This window comes from Streptomyces sp. NPDC021356 (genome assembly GCF_040641015.1).
Taxonomy (GTDB): domain Bacteria; phylum Actinomycetota; class Actinomycetes; order Streptomycetales; family Streptomycetaceae; genus Streptomyces.
On the sequence record NZ_JBFACU010000016.1, the window covers coordinates 79,717 to 96,616 of the forward strand.

The 16,900-nt window shown below is 73.6% G+C and carries 15 protein-coding genes; 11 read left to right on the forward strand and 4 right to left on the reverse strand.

The annotated features are described in order from the left end of the window. Positions 1 to 1,314 (forward strand): UDP-glucose/GDP-mannose dehydrogenase family protein, encoded by a 1,314-nt coding sequence (locus AB0G56_RS22620; RefSeq protein WP_360972027.1) that lies wholly within the window; start codon positions 1 to 3, stop codon positions 1,312 to 1,314. Further along, positions 1,311 to 2,096 (forward strand): polyprenol monophosphomannose synthase, encoded by a 786-nt coding sequence (locus AB0G56_RS22625; protein ID WP_360972029.1) that lies wholly within the window; start codon positions 1,311 to 1,313, stop codon positions 2,094 to 2,096. The genes AB0G56_RS22620 and AB0G56_RS22625 overlap by 4 nt, the downstream gene beginning before the upstream one ends. Before the next feature lie 30 nt (positions 2,097 to 2,126). Here AB0G56_RS22625 and AB0G56_RS22630 read toward each other — a convergent pair whose 3' ends face one another. Further along, complete coding sequence (locus AB0G56_RS22630; protein WP_360972031.1) at positions 2,127 to 3,011, reverse strand: hypothetical protein; 885 nt, start codon at positions 3,009 to 3,011, stop codon at positions 2,127 to 2,129. A gap of 332 nt (positions 3,012 to 3,343) precedes the next feature. Here AB0G56_RS22630 and rplM point away from each other — a divergent pair, with 332 nt between their 5' ends. The 3 genes from rplM to glmM all read left to right on the forward strand — a co-directional run bounded on the left by rplM (position 3,344) and on the right by glmM (position 5,975). Continuing rightward, entirely contained in the window at positions 3,344 to 3,787 is a 444-nt protein-coding gene (rplM, locus tag AB0G56_RS22635; RefSeq protein ID WP_360972033.1) for a 50S ribosomal protein L13, read from the forward strand. Positions 3,788 to 3,829: 42 nt separating this feature from the next. Further along, a complete protein-coding gene (gene rpsI / locus AB0G56_RS22640; RefSeq protein WP_360972035.1) occupies positions 3,830 to 4,342 on the forward strand; it encodes a 30S ribosomal protein S9 in 513 nt (170 codons plus the stop codon). A 274-nt stretch (positions 4,343 to 4,616) separates the two neighbouring features. Next, on the forward strand, positions 4,617 to 5,975 hold the full coding sequence (glmM, locus tag AB0G56_RS22645; RefSeq protein ID WP_360972037.1) for a phosphoglucosamine mutase: 1,359 nt from the start codon (positions 4,617 to 4,619) through the stop codon (positions 5,973 to 5,975). A 63-nt stretch (positions 5,976 to 6,038) separates the two neighbouring features. Here the strand turns inward: glmM and AB0G56_RS22650 are convergent, their stop codons facing one another. After that, complete coding sequence (locus AB0G56_RS22650) at positions 6,039 to 6,983, reverse strand: DUF389 domain-containing protein (protein WP_360972039.1); 945 nt, start codon at positions 6,981 to 6,983, stop codon at positions 6,039 to 6,041. A 28-nt stretch (positions 6,984 to 7,011) separates the two neighbouring features. Continuing rightward, entirely contained in the window at positions 7,012 to 7,980 is a 969-nt protein-coding gene (gene coaA / locus AB0G56_RS22655) for a type I pantothenate kinase (protein WP_360972041.1), read from the reverse strand. 201 nt (positions 7,981 to 8,181) lie between these two features. On the opposite strand from coaA, the gene AB0G56_RS22660 reads away from it, so the two are divergent. From AB0G56_RS22660 to AB0G56_RS22675, 4 genes are all read left to right on the forward strand, one after another. Next, positions 8,182 to 8,976, forward strand: a complete 795-nt coding sequence (locus AB0G56_RS22660; RefSeq protein ID WP_360972043.1) for a hypothetical protein — start codon at positions 8,182 to 8,184, stop codon at positions 8,974 to 8,976. 107 nt (positions 8,977 to 9,083) lie between these two features. Continuing rightward, the gene (gene glmS / locus AB0G56_RS22665) at positions 9,084 to 10,931 is read left to right on the forward strand and encodes a glutamine--fructose-6-phosphate transaminase (isomerizing) (protein ID WP_360972045.1); all 1,848 of its coding nucleotides are present in this window, start codon (positions 9,084 to 9,086) and stop codon (positions 10,929 to 10,931) included. A gap of 136 nt (positions 10,932 to 11,067) precedes the next feature. Continuing rightward, complete coding sequence (locus tag AB0G56_RS22670) at positions 11,068 to 11,280, forward strand: DUF4287 domain-containing protein (protein ID WP_360972047.1); 213 nt, start codon at positions 11,068 to 11,070, stop codon at positions 11,278 to 11,280. Positions 11,281 to 11,314: 34 nt separating this feature from the next. After that, positions 11,315 to 11,686 (forward strand): holo-ACP synthase, encoded by a 372-nt coding sequence (locus tag AB0G56_RS22675; RefSeq protein ID WP_360972049.1) that lies wholly within the window; start codon positions 11,315 to 11,317, stop codon positions 11,684 to 11,686. 21 nt (positions 11,687 to 11,707) lie between these two features. On the opposite strand, the gene AB0G56_RS22680 is transcribed toward AB0G56_RS22675, so the two are convergent. Next, positions 11,708 to 13,477: a PP2C family protein-serine/threonine phosphatase gene (locus tag AB0G56_RS22680; protein WP_360972051.1), complete on the reverse strand. Its 1,770-nt coding sequence runs from the start codon at positions 13,475 to 13,477 to the stop codon at positions 11,708 to 11,710. A 129-nt stretch (positions 13,478 to 13,606) separates the two neighbouring features. On the opposite strand from AB0G56_RS22680, the gene AB0G56_RS22685 reads away from it, so the two are divergent. After that, positions 13,607 to 15,043 carry an NAD(P)H-hydrate dehydratase gene (locus AB0G56_RS22685; RefSeq protein WP_360972053.1) on the forward strand — a complete coding sequence of 479 codons (1,437 nt, stop codon included), beginning with the start codon at positions 13,607 to 13,609 and terminating at the stop codon, positions 15,041 to 15,043. Positions 15,044 to 15,519: 476 nt separating this feature from the next. Then, positions 15,520 to 16,758, forward strand: coding sequence for an alanine racemase (alr, locus tag AB0G56_RS22690; protein WP_360972055.1), 1,239 nt, complete (start codon positions 15,520 to 15,522; stop codon positions 16,756 to 16,758). The last annotated feature ends 142 nt before the right edge of the window (positions 16,759 to 16,900 follow it).

The window sequence follows — 16,900 nt, forward strand, 5'->3', positions numbered from 1 at the left end:
ATGCGGCTCACCGTCATCGGCACCGGCTACCTGGGTGCCACGCACGCCGCCTGCATGGCGGAGCTGGGGCACGAGGTGGTCGGGGTCGACGTCGACGCGGACAAGGTCGCCGCGCTGGAGGCGGGCCGGGTGCCGTTCCACGAGCCGCGGCTGGCGGGGTTGGTCGCCCGGCACACGGCGGGCGGGCGGCTGCGGTTCACGTCCTCGTACGAGGAGGCCGGCGCGTTCGGGCAGGTGCACTTCGTGTGTGTGGGCACCCCGCAGCGCAGGGACGGCGACGGGGCCGACCTGACGTGTGTCGAGAGCGCCTTCGACGCCATCGCGCGGCACGCGCGCAAGGGTGCGCTGCTGGTGGGCAAGTCGACGGTGCCCGTCGGCACGGCGGCGGGGCTGGCCGCCCGGCACGGCAGGGTCGAGGTCGCCTGGAACCCCGAGTTCCTGCGGGAGGGCTTCGCCGTCGTGGACACGCTGCGGGCGGACCGGCTGGTGTTCGGGGTGCGCACGGCGCGCGCGGAGCGGCTGCTGCGGACGGTGTACGCGTCCCCCCTCGGGGCGGGAACGCCGCTGGTCGTGACCGACTTCGCCACCGCGGAACTGGTGAAGACGGCCGCGAATTCCTTTCTGGCCACGAAGATCTCCTTCATCAACGCGATGGCCGAGGTGTGCGAGGCGGCCGGGGGCGACGTGCGGAAGCTGTCCGAGGCGCTGGGGTGCGACGACCGGATCGGGCGGGCGTTCCTGCGGGCCGGGGTCGGCTTCGGCGGCGGCTGCCTGCCCAAGGACCTCCGTGCCTTCGCGCACCGGGCCGCCGAGCTGGGCGTGGACCTGGGCTTGCTGCGCCAGGTCGACGCGATCAACATGCGGCGCCGGGACCGGGTGATCGCGCTGGCCCGGGAGCTGTGCGGGGGCACGGTCCTCGGGGCGCGGGTGGCGGTGCTGGGCGCGGCCTTCAAGCCGGACTCCGACGACATCCGCGACTCGCCCGCGCTGAACGTGGCCGCGCGGCTGGATCTCGACGGTGCCGACGTGACGGTCTACGACCCCGCAGCCATGGACAACGCGCGCAAGGCGTTCCCGCTGCTCGGGTACGCGCTGTCGGTGGACGAGGCGCTGCGCGGGGCGGAGCTGGTGCTGCACCTGACCGAGTGGCCGCAGTTCCGGGAGGTCGATCCGCGCCGGGCGGCGGCACTGGTGTACCGTCCGCGGATCGTGGACGGGCGGGGCGTGCTGGACGCGGCCCGCTGGACGGCGGCGGGCTGGCGCTTTCGGGCGCTGGGCGCTCCCGTGCCGGCCGGGGAGGGCGAGGAGAGATGACGGAGCCGATGGAGCACGGCGCGGGCGCGGGCGGCGGCGGGGACGTACGGGTCACGGTGGTGATGCCGACGTACAACGAGGCGGGGAACCTGCCGCGGATGGCCGAGGCGGTGCTGGGGCTGCCGGTGGCCGGGCTGCGGCTCCTCGTCGTCGACGACGACAGCCCGGACGGCACGGGGCGGGTCGCCGACGAGCTGGCGGAGAAGTACGGCGTGGACGGTGCGTCGGGGCACCGCCGGATGGGCGTGCTGCACCGCACCCGCAAGGACGGTCTGGGCCGGGCGTACACGGAGGGCATGACGGCCGCGCTGGCGGACGGCGCCGACTACGTGGTGCAGATGGACGCCGACGGGAGCCATCCGGTGGAGGCGGTGCCGCGCATGCTGGGCGAGGCGCGCGCCTCGGGTGCCGGGCTGGTGGTGGGCAGCCGGTACGTGGCGGGCGGTTCGCTGGACGAGCAGTGGGGCGCCCACCGGGTGCTGCTGTCCCGGTTCGCGAACGCCTATGCGCGGGCCGTGCTGGGGACGGAGATCAAGGACATCACCGCGGGCTTCAACCTGTGGTCGGCGGCCACCCTGCGGGACGTGGACCTGTCGACGCTGGACAGCGCGGGCTACAGCTTCCAGGTGGAGCTGAAGTACCGGGCGGTGCGGGCCGGGCACCGGGCGGTGGAGGTGCCGATCCGCTTCGAGGAGCGCACCGAGGGTGTCTCGAAGATGACGTTGCGTACGCAGCTGGAGTCGGCGGTGGTGCCGATCAGGCTGCGGCTGAAGCGCCGGTAGGGCAGGCCCTGGGCCGGGCCGTGCGCCTCGTCACTGGTGGGCGGCGGCGGAGGCCTGGACCTCGCCGCGCCGGCGGATCTGCCGGAAGGCGTACTCGGCGAGGTCGTCGCCGGTGCGGAACACCTTGGTGTCCTTGGGGGTGACGTCCTTGCCGCCGGGGAGGCCGGTGAGGGTGAAGTAGGCGTAGCGGCCGTAGGAGTTGGTGGTGGAGCGGCAGACCGCGCCGTCGCAGAAGGCCTTGACGCCGCCGCCGGTGAGCGGCTTGACGATGCTCTTCTTGTCGGCCTGGCCCTTGGCCTTGTCGGCCTGTGCCCCGGTGTCGAAGACGGCGACGCCGACGGTGACGGCGATGCCGCCGCGGGTGTAGGTCGCGCGCATCAGGCGGGTGCAGCCGTTGCCGGTGAGGACCTTGGCGAGGGTGCCCTGGGCGGCGGAGGCGCAGTTCCTGGTGTCGGCCGTGGGGCCCTTCTCGTAGGGGGCCCCGTTCATGGTGAGCCGGGCGTCGGGGAAGAAGGTGTCCGCGCCGAGCGGGGCGGTGTCCTTCTTCACGTCGGCTATGAAGTCCTTCGGGTCCAGCGGCGGCGGGGCGCTGGTGGACGCGAAGGAGGGGGCGGCGGCCGAGCCGCTGGGCAGGGTGGCGGTGGCGGGCAGCTGGGAGGCGTGGTCGCCGGAGGCGCCGTTGTCGCTGTTCGCCGAGACCACGGCGACGGCGACGGCCGCACCGATCGCGACGGTGGCCAGCGCGCCCCCGCCGATGAACAGCAGCCTGCGCCGCTTGTTGCGCGTCTCGGAGGCCTCGGCGAGTGCCGCCCAGTCCGGGGTCCCGTCGTCGCCGCCACCGTTCCCCGGCTGCTGTGAATTCGGTTTCCAGGGATCCCACTGGGACTGCGAGCCGCCCCCCTGCCCATCACTCATGGGCCGCATCCTAACGGCGCCGCCCGCACCCACACCCCGGCCCGGCCACCACCGGGCCCGCCCGCCGCCCGGCCCGGCCGTACACTGGGGTGGAACTGGCGGGACCGGCGCGGCGCCCCCGTTTTGACCCGTGGTGTGCCGCGCGGGTACTCTGCTTGTTCGTTGTGTATTGGCTTGGCTCTTCTCACGGACCCGGCCCTTACACCGGTCCACCGGGCCGATGACCAGCGACCAGCACGCGGTTTGCGTCACCGCTGTGCGGTCAGGGCTGTCGTGATCGTCTTCGGTGACCTTGTCAGGACCATTCACTGAAGAAGCGAAGGCTACGAACCGTGCGTACGTACAGCCCCAAGCCCGGCGACATCACGCGCCAGTGGCACGTCATCGACGCCCAGGACGTCGTCCTGGGTCGCCTGGCGACCACTGCCGCCACCCTTCTGCGGGGTAAGCACAAGCCGATCTACGCGCCGCACGTCGACGCTGGTGACTTCGTCATCATCATCAACGCCGACAAGGTGCACCTCTCCGGCAACAAGCGGACCCAGAAGATGGCGTACCGCCACTCCGGCTACCCGGGCGGTCTGCGCTCCGTCCGCTACGACGACCTCCTCACGAACAACCCCGAGAAGGCCGTCGAGAAGGCCGTCAAGGGCATGCTCCCCAAGAACTCCCTGGGCCGTCAGATGCTCTCGAAGCTGAAGGTCTACAAGGGTGACCAGCACCCGCACGGCGCCCAGCAGCCGGTGCCGTTCGAGATCACCCAGGTCGCGCAGTAAGTCCGGCCACCCCCTAAGACTGAACAGAATCTGAGGAGAATCGTGGCCGAGACCACTGCCGAGCAGCCGATCGAAGAGATCGACATCGAGAGCTACACCACCGAGTCCGAGGTGCCCGTCGAGGGCGAGTACACCTCGGAGTCCATGGCTTCCCGCTTCGGCGAGCCGCAGCCGGCCGCCGGCCTGGGCCGCCGGAAGAACGCCATCGCCCGCGTCCGGATCGTCCCGGGCACCGGCAAGTGGAAGATCAACGGTCGCACCCTCGAGGACTACTTCCCGAACAAGGTGCACCAGCAGGAAGTCAACGAGCCCTTCAAGGTGCTGGAGCTCGAGGGCCGTTACGACGTCGTCGCCCGTATCGCCGGTGGCGGTGTCTCCGGCCAGGCCGGTGCCCTCCGTCTCGGTGTCGCCCGCGCCCTGAACGAGGCCGACGTCGACAACAACCGCGGCCCGCTCAAGAAGGCCGGCTTCCTCAAGCGCGACGACCGTGCGGTCGAGCGCAAGAAGGCCGGTCTCAAGAAGGCCCGCAAGGCTCCGCAGTACAGCAAGCGCTAATCTGCGGCTGCCTGCGGACAGGCCTACTCCGAACGCCCCGGCGGCACGCCACTGTGCCGCCGGGGCGTTCGTTTATCACCGGCCTTGGGCGTATAACGGCACAAGGTGCTCTAGTGCTCTACCGCTCAGGTGTTCACGTGCTCAAATGCCGGTCTGATCGGATACCCGGCCCCGGGATCCGTGGGCGCATCGAGAACATCGAACCCAGTGAACGGTGAACGCGCGCCGAGAACCTCGGCACGCTTCACGAACTGACGCTTCCTCAGGAGGACAAGTGGGACGACTCTTCGGCACGGACGGCGTGCGTGGCGTCGCCAACGCGGACCTGACCGCCGAGATGGCGCTCGGCCTGTCCGTCGCCGCGGCGCACGTACTGGCCGAGTCGGGCACCTTCGAGGGGCACCGCCCGAAGGCCGTGGTCGGCCGGGACCCGCGCGCGTCCGGCGAGTTCCTGGAGGCGGCCGTCGTCGCGGGCCTGGCCAGCGCCGGCGTGGACGTGCTGCGCGTCGGCGTGCTGCCCACGCCCGCCGTGGCGTACCTGACCGGCGTGCTCGGCGCCGACCTCGGCGTGATGCTGTCGGCCAGCCACAACGCCATGCCGGACAACGGCATCAAGTTCTTCGCCCGCGGCGGCCACAAACTCGCCGACGAGTTGGAGGACAGCATCGAGCGGGTCTACGAGGAGCACCGCACCGGTGCGCCCTGGGACCGTCCGACCGGCGCGGGCGTCGGCCGGGTCCGCGACTACGACGAGGGCTTCGACAAGTACGTCGCCCACCTCGTCGGGGTCCTCCCGAACCGGCTCGACGGGCTGAAGATCGTCCTGGACGAGGCGCACGGCGCCGCCGCCCGTGTCTCGCCCGAGGCGTTCGCCCGGGCCGGCGCCGAGGTGGTCACCATCGGCGCCGAACCCGACGGCCTCAACATCAACGACGGCTGCGGCTCCACCCACCTGGACCAGCTGAAGGCCGCCGTCGTCTCGCACGGCGCCCACCTGGGCATCGCGCACGACGGCGACGCCGACCGCTGCCTGGCGGTGGACCACACCGGCGAGGAGGTCGACGGCGACCAGATCCTGGCCGTGCTCGCGCTGGCGATGCGGGAGCGTTCCGCGCTGCGCTCCGACACCGTCGTCGCGACCGTGATGTCCAACCTGGGCTTCAAGCTGGCCATGGAGCGCGAGGGCATCCACCTCGTGCAGACCGCCGTCGGCGACCGCTACGTCCTGGAGGAGATGAAGTCCGGCGGCTTCGCCCTCGGCGGCGAGCAGTCCGGTCACGTCATCATCCTCGACCACGCCACCACCGGCGACGGCACGCTCACCGGCCTGATGCTGGCGGCCCGGATCGCCGGGAGCGGCCGTACGCTGCGCGACCTGACCGCCGTCATGGAGCGCCTGCCGCAGGTCCTCGTCAACGTCCCCGACGTCGACAAGTCCCGGGTGAAGACCTCCGCCGACCTGGCCACGGCGGTCGCCGAGGCCGAGCGCGAGCTGGGGGAGACCGGCCGGGTGCTGCTGCGGCCCTCGGGCACCGAGCCGCTGGTGCGCGTCATGGTCGAGGCCGCGGACATCGAGCAGGCTCGCTCGGTGGCGGGGCGGCTGGCGGACGCGGTGAAGTCGGCCCTGGGCTGAGCGCCGGATCGCGGTACCGCGGGGCGGCGCACCGGCCCGCTCGCGGTACCGCGCGGAGCGTGGCTATCGCGCGGTCTTCCGCGTCCGCGCCCGCTGCGTCGACCAGAGCCACTTCTGGAAGAGCAGGGTGAGGGTCCCGGCGACGACGATGCCGAGCAGGTTCAGCAGCAGCTGCTTGCTGGAGCCCCAGGTCTGGGCGGTGTCGCCGTAGGCGAACGCGACGGCCGCGTTGGCGGCGGCCGGGACGGTGGTCACGGAGATGGCGACGCCGACCAGTGCGCCGGACTTGGCGGAGGTCAGCGAGAGCGTGCCCGCGATGCCGGCCAGGACCGCCACCACGAAGGAGAACCAGTCGGGGGCGTACACGAAGCCGGTGCTGGGCCGCGGGCCCTCCAGCTTCCCCTTGCTGAACAGGCCGACGGCGTCCATGAAGAGGCTGAAGCCCACGGTCACGGCCATCGCCAGCGCGAACCCCACCAGCAGCGCGACCAGTGAGCGCAGCGCCAGTCTCGGCGCGCGCCGCACCAGGGCCGTGCTGATGCCGGCCAGCGGTCCGAACTCCGGTCCCACCGCCATCGCCCCGACGATCAGGACGGCGTTGTCGAGCACGACACCGCAGGCGGCGATCATCGTGGCCAGCGTGATGAACGCGAGGTAGGTGATCGACAGCGTCGACTCCTCGTGGGTGGCCTCGGTCAGCTCCTCCCACAGCACCGCGTCCGCGGCCTCGCCCGGTGCCTCCTCCTCGGCCTTGTCGGCCCGCGCGGACAGCGACAGGTCGATGCTCTCGACGGCGATCGAGCCGGACCGGTCGATGCCCAACGTCCGCAGCCCGCCGAGGAGTTCGTCGGCGGCCTCCCGGGCGACGTCGCACATCACCACGTCACCGGGAGGGTTGCGGGCCGCGCCGGGCAGCACGACGAGGTGCGCGGTGCCGACCGTCCTCTGGATCAGCCCCGCCACCTCCTCGGTGCGGTCGGCGGGGGTGATCAGTCGCAGATGCAGCATGGGGGGCAGCGTAGACGCCCCGCGGATCTCACAACTTGCGCAGCCGCAGCCGCTGCACCTTGTGGTCCGGCCCCTTGCGCACGACGAGCGTGGCCCGGCCCCGGGTGGGGGCGATGTTCTCCACCAGGTTGGGCCTGTTGACGGTCCGCCACATGGTGCGGGCGTAGTCGAGGGCCTCGTCCTCGGTGACCTGCGTGTACTTGCGGAAGTACGAGGACGGGTCCTGGAAGGCGGTGTCGCGCAGCTTGCGGAACCTGTTCAGGTACCAGCGCTCGATGTCCTCGGTGCGGGCGTCGACGTACACGCTGAAGTCGAAGTAGTCGGCGAGCCCGACGCGGGTGCGGCCGTCCTGGCCGGGCAGCGCGGGCTGGAGGACGTTGAGGCCCTCCACGATCAGGATGTCGGGGCGGCGCAGGGTGAGCTTCTCGTCGGGCACGATGTCGTAGATCAGGTGCGAGTAGACGGGCGCCGTGACCTCCGCCTTCCCCGCCTTGACGTCGGCGACGAACCGGGTGAGCGCCCGGCGGTCGTACGACTCGGGGAACCCCTTGCGCGACATCAGGCCGCGCGCCTGGAGTTCCCGGGTCGGCAGCAGGAACCCGTCCGTGGTCACCCGTTCCACGCGCGGATGCTCGGGCCAGCGCGACAGCAGCGCCTGCAGCAGCCGGGCCACGGTCGACTTGCCGACGGCGACCGACCCCGCCACTCCTATGACGAAGGGCGTGCCGGACTGGGAGCCCTGCTCCCCGAGGAACGTGTTGAGCGCGCCGCGCAGTCCGTCGGTCGCCCCGACGTAGAGGTTGAGCAGCCGGGACAGCGGCAGGTACACGTCCCGCACCTCGTCGAGGTCGATGACGTCGCCGAGCCCGCGCACCCGTTCCACCTCCTCCGCGGTGAGCGGTAGCGGCGTCTTGTCACGCAGCGCGCTCCATTCGGCACGGGTGAGGTCGACATAGGGAGTCGCCTCCGGCCTGGACCGGTGGGCGCTCCGGGGCATCGAGGGGACCGGAGAGATCACAGTCCATTGTTAACGGAGTTCGGACGGGGTGGGGGGTGGGGTGGGTCACGCCGACATGCTCGCATCATGTCGATGTCCCGGTCGGCGGTACGGATGATCACTTGTGGGGCCGCTGTGCGTGATGTGCGCGCAAAGTGCCGCGGCGGTCCTCCGCGGCCGGGAGAGAAAGAGCTTCCTTTCGTGAGATCCACTGTGGTGCGCCGGACGGCCCGCGTCGCGTCCGCCGCCGCCCTCGCCCTGTTCGCGGCCGCCTGCGGCGGTTCCTCCGACGACGGGGGCAAGGGCACCGACGGCGCCGCGGGCGCCCAGGCCGGCGAGAAGCCCTCGGCCCCGCCGGCCGCCGCCAGGCCGCTGACCGCCGCCGAACTGGAGAAGGCCGCGCTGACGCAGGCGGACGTCAAGAGCGGGAAGGTCACCGAGGTCGCGGCGAAGGACGACATCGCGCAGGGCAAGGTGGAGGCGGACAAGGCCGCCTGCGCCCCGCTCGCCGACCTCCAGGTCGGTTCCTGCGTCGGCACGCCCTCGGCCGTGGTGAAGCGCGGGTGGAAGGGCACTGCGAAGAAGCCGGCCGCGGGCGCCACCGACGAGGAGAAGTTCCTCGCGGGTCTGGACGCGCCGCAGGTCTTGGTGACGCTGGCCTCCTACGGCAGCGGCGGCGCCGAACGGGCGATGAAGGACCTGAGCGCGGCGGCGGGGGCCTGCGCCGGCGGTTTCGGCTTTACCGTGGGCGGCGAGAAGACCCAGAACGTCAAGGTGGAGAAGACCACCGCGCCGCAGGGCGGCGACGAGGCGCTGGCCGTGACCACGACGGCGCAGGTCGACAAGGACCTCAAGGCCCCGGTGAAGGGCGTCGTCGTCCGCAAGGGCGCCACCCTCGCCTGCTTCCCCGCGCTCAACATCGGCGCGGCAGCGGCCGGCAAGGGCTTCCCCTTCCCCACCGACATCCTCGACGCGCAGCTCGCCAAGCTGAAGTGACGGCGTGCCACCTGCCCCTGCGGGAGGTTCGTACCCCGGCGGGAATTTCCGATTTCGGGCACGGAGAGGCGGGTTTCGCCGGCTGACGGGCCGTAGGCTGCGGAGCCATGTGCGGAATCGTGGGATATGTGGGTTCGCAGTCGGCGCTCGATGTCGTGATGGCCGGGCTGAAGCGGCTGGAGTACCGGGGATACGACTCGGCGGGTGTCGCCGTCCTCGCGGACGGCGGCCTCGCGGCGGCCAGGAAGGCCGGAAAGCTGGTCAACCTGGAGAAGGAGCTGGTCGAACGGCCGCTGCCCACCGGCTCCACCGGCATCGGGCACACCCGCTGGGCCACCCACGGCGGACCCACGGACGCGAACGCCCACCCGCACCTCGACAACGCCGGACGCGTCGCCGTGGTGCACAACGGCATCATCGAGAACTTCGCCCTGCTGCGGGCGGAGCTGGCGGAGCGCGGGCACGAGCTGTCCTCCGAGACGGACACCGAGGTCGTCGCGCACCTGCTCGCCGAGGAGTTCTCCTCCTGCGCCGACCTCGCCGAGGCCATGCGCCTGGTGTGCCGGCGCCTGGAGGGCGCCTTCACCCTCGTCGCCGTGCACGCCGACGCGCCGGACGTCGTCGTCGGCGCCCGCCGCAACTCCCCGCTCGTCGTGGGTGTCGGCGAGGGCGAGGCCTTCCTCGCCTCCGACGTCGCCGCGTTCATCGCCCACACCCGCTCCGCGATCGAACTCGGCCAGGACCAGGTCGTCGAACTGCGCCGGGACGGCGTCACCGTCACCGGCTTCGACGGGCAGGCCGCCGAGGTCCGCTCCTACAACGTCGACTGGGACGCCGCCGCCGCCGAGAAGGGCGGCTACGACTACTTCATGCTCAAGGAGATCGCCGAGCAGCCCAAGGCCGTCGCCGACACCCTCCTCGGACGCATCGACGCCGCCGGCTCCCTGACCCTGGACGAGGTGCGGATCAGCGCCCCCGAACTGCGCGAGATGGACAAGGTCGTCATCATCGCCTGCGGTACGGCCTTCCACGCGGGCATGATCGCCAAGTACGCCATCGAGCACTGGACCCGCATCCCCTGCGAGGTCGAACTCGCCAGCGAGTTCCGCTACCGCGACCCCATCCTCGACGCCCAGACCCTCGTCGTCGCCATCTCCCAGTCCGGCGAGACCATGGACACCCTGATGGCGCTGCGCCATGCCCGCGAGCAGGGCGCCAAGGTGCTCGCCATCTGCAACACCAACGGCTCCACCATCCCGCGCGAGTCCGACGCGGTGCTCTACACCCACGCCGGGCCCGAGGTCGCCGTCGCCTCCACCAAGGCGTTCCTCACCCAGCTCGTCGCCTGCTATCTCGTCGCCCTCTACCTCGGCCAGGTGCGCGGCACCAAGTGGGGCGACGAGATCCGCGCCGTCATCCGCGACCTGTCCCGGATCGGCGGCGCGGTGGAGCGCGTCCTGGACACGATGGAGCCGGTACGGGAGCTCGCCCGCTCCCTCGCCGACAAGAACACGGTGCTCTTCCTCGGCCGGCACGTCGGCTACCCGGTCGCCCTGGAGGGCGCCCTCAAACTCAAGGAACTCGCCTACATGCACGCCGAGGGCTTCGCCGCCGGCGAGCTGAAGCACGGGCCGATCGCGCTGATCGACGAGGACCTGCCCGTCGTCGTGGTCGTCCCGTCCCCGCGCGGCCGGTCCCTGCTCCACGACAAGATCGTCTCCAACATCCAGGAGATCCGGGCGCGGGGCGCGCGGACGATCGTGATCGCGGAGGAGGGCGACGAGGCGGTCGTCCCGTACGCGGACCACCTGATCCGCATCCCGGTCACCCCGACACTGCTCCAGCCGCTGGTGGCCACGGTCCCGTTGCAGGTCTTCGCCTGCGAACTGGCCACCGCCCGGGGCAACGAGGTGGACCAGCCCCGCAACCTGGCCAAGTCCGTGACGGTGGAGTAGCCCCCGGGGCCGGTACGGAGGCGGGAGGGCCCCGGTCGGGAGCGTGGCGATGAGTTCTCGCGCCGGTGTCAGTCCTATGGGCGATAGTCGTAAGCGTACGGACGCCGACGCCCAGGTACCGGAAGGACGTTCCGCCATGACCGCACCCGTCAAGGACCCCGCCAGCTACTTCCCGTCGATCGAGCAGAAGTACGGCCGGCCGATCGCCGAGTGGAAGGAACTCATCCGCTCCTCGCCCCTGTCCAAGCACATGGAACTCGTCAACTGGCTCAAGTCCGAGCACGGACTGGGGCACGGCCACGCCAACGCCCTGGTGGCGCACACCCTCGCCGAGGACAGCGGCAAGTGACCGCGCGGTGAGCGCGGCGCCGTAGGGTCCCTGCATGAGCATCATCGGGGTCGGAATCGACGTGGCCGAGATCGACCGGTTCGCGGCGTCGCTGGAGCGCACGCCCGCGCTGGTCCGGCGGCTCTTCGTGGAACGTGAGCTGCTGCTGCCCAGCGGCGAGCGCCGGGGCATGGCCTCGCTCGCCGCCCGGTTCGCCGCCAAGGAAGCGGTCGCCAAGGCGCTCGGCGCCCCGGCCGGACTGCTGTGGACGGACGCGGAGGTCTGCGTCGAGGACAGCGGGCGGCCCCGGCTGCGGGTGAAGGGCACGGTGGCGGCCCGCGCGGCCGAACTCGGCGTACGGTCCTGGCACCTCTCGCTGAGCCATGACGCCGGGGTGGCCTCCGCGGTGGTGATCGCGGAGGGGTGACCACCGCGCGGCCCCGCCGCGTCAGCCGGTGCCCGTGTCCACGACGCGGAACGCCAGCACCGTCGCGTCGTCCTCCGTGTGCGGGCCGGTGAGCCGGTCGACCAGGTCCCGTACGAAGGCGTCGAGCGCCTCGCGGCCCGGCGGTACACCGCCCGCGCCGGCGTCCTCGACGGCCCGCAGCAGCCGCGACGAGTCCCGGTCCAGGTCCGAGCCGCGGCGCTCGATCAGGCCGTCCGAGTAGAGCAGCACCACGTCACCGGCGCGAAGCCAGGTCTCGGCCGCCGTGTAGCTCTCGTCGGGCAGGACGCCCAGCGGCATCCCGGGGCCGCCCGGGGGCGGGTCGAGCAGGACCGGCACGCCCTCGCGGAGCAGGATCGGCGGCGGATGGCCCGCGCACGTCCAGCGCAGCAGGCCGCGGTCGGGGTGGTAGCGGGCGATCACCGCCGTGGCGGTGGACTCCTCGCCGTCGTCGCAGGCGACCGTGTTGAGCCAGCCGGTCAGCCGCTCCACCCACTCGCCGGTGTACGCCAGCCCGGCCAGCGCGTAGCGCAGCTTCGCCATCAGCGTGACGGCGTCGAGACCGTGCCCGCGGGCGTCACCGAGCGCGACGAGCAGCTTCCCGGAGGGCAGGACGCGGGTCTTGTACCAGTCGCCCCCCACCCGCGCGGCGCCCGCCTCGGGACGGTAGGCGGCGGCGGCCTCGACCCCGTGCCGGGCCAGTTCGGAGGGGAAGGCGGGCAGCACGGCGTCCCGCAGCCGCTCGGCCACCTCGGCGACGGCGTCCGCCCGCTCCCGCTGGACCCGGGCCTCCCGCGTCGCCCGCTCGGCCAGGGCGCGGCTGCGCCGGTCGGCGGTGACGTCGTGGAGCACCGCGCGCACCGCCCACACCGGCCCCGAGGGAGGGCGGACCGGCTCGGCGACGAACCGCAGGATCCGGTCGTCCGGCCGGGTGAGGTGCAGGTCGCACTCCGCGAGCGGCGCGCCCAGCAGGACGTCGTGGACCGACCGGTACAGCGCGTCCAGGCTCTCCGTCCCCATCATGCGTCCCAGCTCCAGCAGGCCTGGCGGCGGCTGCGACGCCGGGAGGCCGAGGGCGTTGCCGAACCCGGAGGACGCCTCCACGCTCCCGTCGCCCAGGCTCCACTCCGCCCAGGAGACCCCCACCAGGCGTTGCGCCTCCTGCGCCATCACGGACTCGTGACCGCGCTCCCAGCTGAGCAGGAGCAGATCCCCCGCGGGTGTCACCCGCACCTCGCTGCTGACCCGGACGGTGAGGTCGTCCGGCCCGGGCAGCGGCCAGTCGGCGGGCTCGGGGCCCTGGGCGCGTCCGGTGCGGTGCGCCTCGGCGAGCAGGCGGGGCACGACCGTGCTCGCGAGGGTGGGCAGGCGCTCGAACAGCGGCACCGGGCCGGTCCACGGCGGGAGGGAGCCGGGCGGCAGGTGCCGGTCGCCGTAGTCGCGGGCGGCCCGGTTCTGGGCGACGTGGAGGAACTCCGGCTCCGGGCCCGCCGGGCCGCCGGGCACCGGGCGCACGATCGTGACGGGGACCGGGAGCGAGTCGAGCAGCCGCAGCACCGAGGCGTCCACGGCGGCGGAGGGGGGAAGCGGGCGCGGGCCGGTGGGGCGCGGTGTACGCCCGGCGTCGCGGCAGGCGCTCACGTGCCGGCCGATCCGGAACCGCTGTTCGGTGAGCAGCAGCTCAAGGGCCTGCAGCCGCACGCGGCGGGGAGCGTCGTCGCCCGGCGCCGTCCAGGGGCGCGGCGGGTCGGAGCCCGCCGGTTCGTCCGCCATCCGCTCGCGCCTTCTCCCTCGGTCTGCCCGGTCCTGTTCGGCCGCCGCCTTCCAGCGTGGCCCGAGCGGCCCGCCGGGACCACCGGGTTCCCGTGCGGCAGCGGACGTATGCGGGGCAGACTCGACGGCATGCGTATCGCCTACAGCGTCGAGACGGTCAGGTCGGCCGAGCGAGCCCTCATGGCGCGGCTCCCGGACGGCGCCCTCATGCAGCGCGCCGCCGCCGGGCTCGCGGCCGCCTGCGCGGACCTGCTCGCAGGGGTCTACGGCCGCCGGGTGGTGCTCCTCGTGGGCAGCGGTGACAACGGGGGCGACGCCCTGTACGCCGGGGCCCGGCTGGCCCGCCGCGGGGCCGGTGTCACGGCGGTCCCGCTGGCCCCGGACCGCACCCACCCGGGCGGCCTCGCGGCCCTGCGCCGCGCGGGGGGCACGGTCACCCGTCCGGACGCCGCCGGTGCGGCGATCGACCGGGCCGACCTGGTCGTCGACGGCATCGTCGGCATCGGGGGCAAGGGCGGCCTGCGCCCCGAGGCCGTGCCGTCGGCCGAGCGCGCGGCCCGCTCCGGGGCCGTCGTCGTCGCCGTCGACCTGCCCAGCGGCATCGAGGCGGACAGCGGCGAGGTGCGCGGGGCGGCCGTCCGCGCCGACCTGACCGTCACCTTCGGCACGCACAAGCCGGGGCTGCTCGTCGACCCGGGCCGCGAGTACGCCGGTACGGTCCGTCTCGTCGACATCGGTCTGCGCCCCGAACTGCCCCCCACTCCGGAACTTCAGGCGCTGCAGCACGCCGACGTGGCCGCGCTGCTGCCGCGGCCCGCCGCCGAGAGCGACAAGTACCGCCGGGGTGTCGTCGGCATCGCGGCCGGCTCGGCCCGCTACCCCGGCGCGGCCGTCCTCGCCGTGTCGGGCGCGCTGCGCGGCGGGGCGGGCGCCGTACGGTACGTCGGCCCCGCCGGGCGGGCCGTCATCGCCCGCTTCCCGGAGACCCTCGTCTCCGACCGGGGGCCGCGCGAGGCGGGCCGGGTGCAGGCGTGGGTGGTGGGCCCGGGCGCCGGTGACGACGCGGCGACGGTGGCGGAGGTGCTGGAGGCGGACGTTCCCGTGCTGGTCGACGCCGACGGGCTGCGCCTCGCCGAGCGGGCGGCCGTGCGGGCCCGTACCGCCCCCACGCTGATGACCCCGCACGCGGGCGAGGCCGCCGCCCTGCTGGGGGTGGCGCGCGAGGAGGTCGAGGCGGCCCGGCTGTCGGCCGTGAGGGAACTCGCCGCCCGCTACCGGGCGACCGTCCTGCTGAAGGGCTCGACCACGCTCGTCGCCGGTCCGGACGGCGGGCCCGTCCGCGTCAACCCGACCGGCACCCCGTACCTCGCCACGGCCGGCAGCGGCGATGTGCTCTCCGGGCTGGCGGGCTCGCTGCTGGCGGCCGGGCTGACCGCCCTGGACGCGGGCAGCGCCGGCGCCTACCTGCACGGCCTGGCCGGCCGCTTCGCCTCGGCCGGCGCCCCGGCCGGCGCCCACGACGTGGCGGAGGCGATCCCTCGGGCGTGGCGGGACGTACGGGACTGATCGCGGCCACGGGGACGGGCGCGCGTTCTGGGGGCCTGGGTGCGTCTCACGGTCTGCGCGCATCCTGCGGGACTGGCGTGCGTTTCACGGTCTGGGGGCGTCCTGCGGGACCGGGGGGGCGTCCGCGGGACCCGTGGGGCCGGGGTGCGGCCCCGCGGGTCTGAGCGCGTCCTGCGGGCCTGCGGCGTCCGGACCCGGCGGGCCGTGCGGGGCGCGGGGGCCGGCGTGCCGTCGCCCCCGTTCGGCACCCAGGTGCGGTGCGGGCGCCGTTCGGCAGCCAAGGGCAGTGTGCGCTTCGGCAGCCAGGTGCGGTGTGCGCGGTGCGGATGCCCGGAATCGTCGGGGCGGCGTATCCGGTCCGCACCGGCGGGCGGTGCGCCGAGTACGGCGTGCACCGGCCCGCGCACCCGCCCGCGCGGGCCTGTGCCGTGGGACTTCCCCTCCCCGCCGACGGCCTCTGAGAGACTGGGGGCGCCATGAACAAGACAGCACACCCGCGGACGGCCCCGCTGCGCGCCCGCGCCGAGATCGACCTGGCCGCTCTGCGGGCCAACGTGCGGGCCCTGCGCGAGAGGGCGCCCGGCGCGGCCCTGATGGCCGTGGTCAAGTCCGACGCGTACGGCCACGGCGCGGTCCCCTGCGCCCGCGCGGCGCTCGCCGCCGGGGCCACCTGGCTCGGCACCGCCACGCCCGAGGAGGCGCTGGCGCTGCGCGCGGCCGGGCTGTCGCCCGAAAAGGCCCGGGTGTTGTGCTGGCTGTGGACGCCGGGCGGCCCCTGGCGGCAGGCCGTCGAGGCCGACGTGGACGTGTCCGTGAGCGGGCTGTGGGCCATGGCGGAGGTGCGGGAGGCGGCGCGCGCCGCCGGGCGGCCCGCGCGGGTGCAGCTGAAGGCCGACACCGGCCTCGGACGCAACGGCTGCCAGCCCCACGACTGGCCCGCACTCGTCGCCGAGGCGCTGCGCGCCGAGGCCGAGGGGCTGGTACGGATCACCGGCCTGTGGTCCCACTTCGCCTGCGCCGACGAGCCGGGGCACCCCTCGATCGCCGTCCAGCTCGGCCGGTTCCGCGAGATGGTCGCGTACGCCGAGGCGCGGGGCGTGCGCCCCGAGGTGCGGCACATCGCCAACTCGCCCGCCACGCTCACCCTTCCCGAGGCCCACTTCGACCTGGTCCGCACGGGCATCGCCGTCTACGGCATCTCGCCCAGCCCGGAGCTGGGCACCCCCGCCGACTTCGGGCTGCGCCCGGTGATGACCCTGTCCGCCTCGCTGGCCCTGGTGAAGCACGTACCGGGCGGCCACGGCGTCAGCTACGGGCACCACTACGTCACCCCGGGCGAGACCACCCTCGGCCTCGTGCCCGTCGGATACGCCGACGGCATCCCGCGCCACGCCTCGGGCACCGGTCCGGTGCTGGTGGGCGGCAAGTGGCGTACGGTCGCGGGCCGGATCGCGATGGACCAGTTCGTCGTCGACCTCGGCGGCGACGAGCCCGGGACCGGGTCCGAGGCCGTGCTGTTCGGGCCGGGCGACCGGGGCGAGCCCACCGCCGAGGACTGGGCGCAGGCCGCGGGCACCATCGCGTACGAGATCGTCACCCGCATCGGGACGCGCGTTCCCCGCATCCATGTGAACGCGACGGACGAGACCGGCGGGACCGACGCGGCCCGCGCGGCGGACGAGGCCGGGGGGAGCGCCGGGTCGGCGGACGCCTGAGCCGCGCCCCAGGGCGCCGTTCGAGGCGGACCGGCCCCGCCGTGTCCCCCGGGAGAGCACAGGGCCACACTGCACAGGGGCACGACAGGGGCACGCGGCACCCGGCCGCACAGTCATACGGCCGGACAGTCACACAGTCACA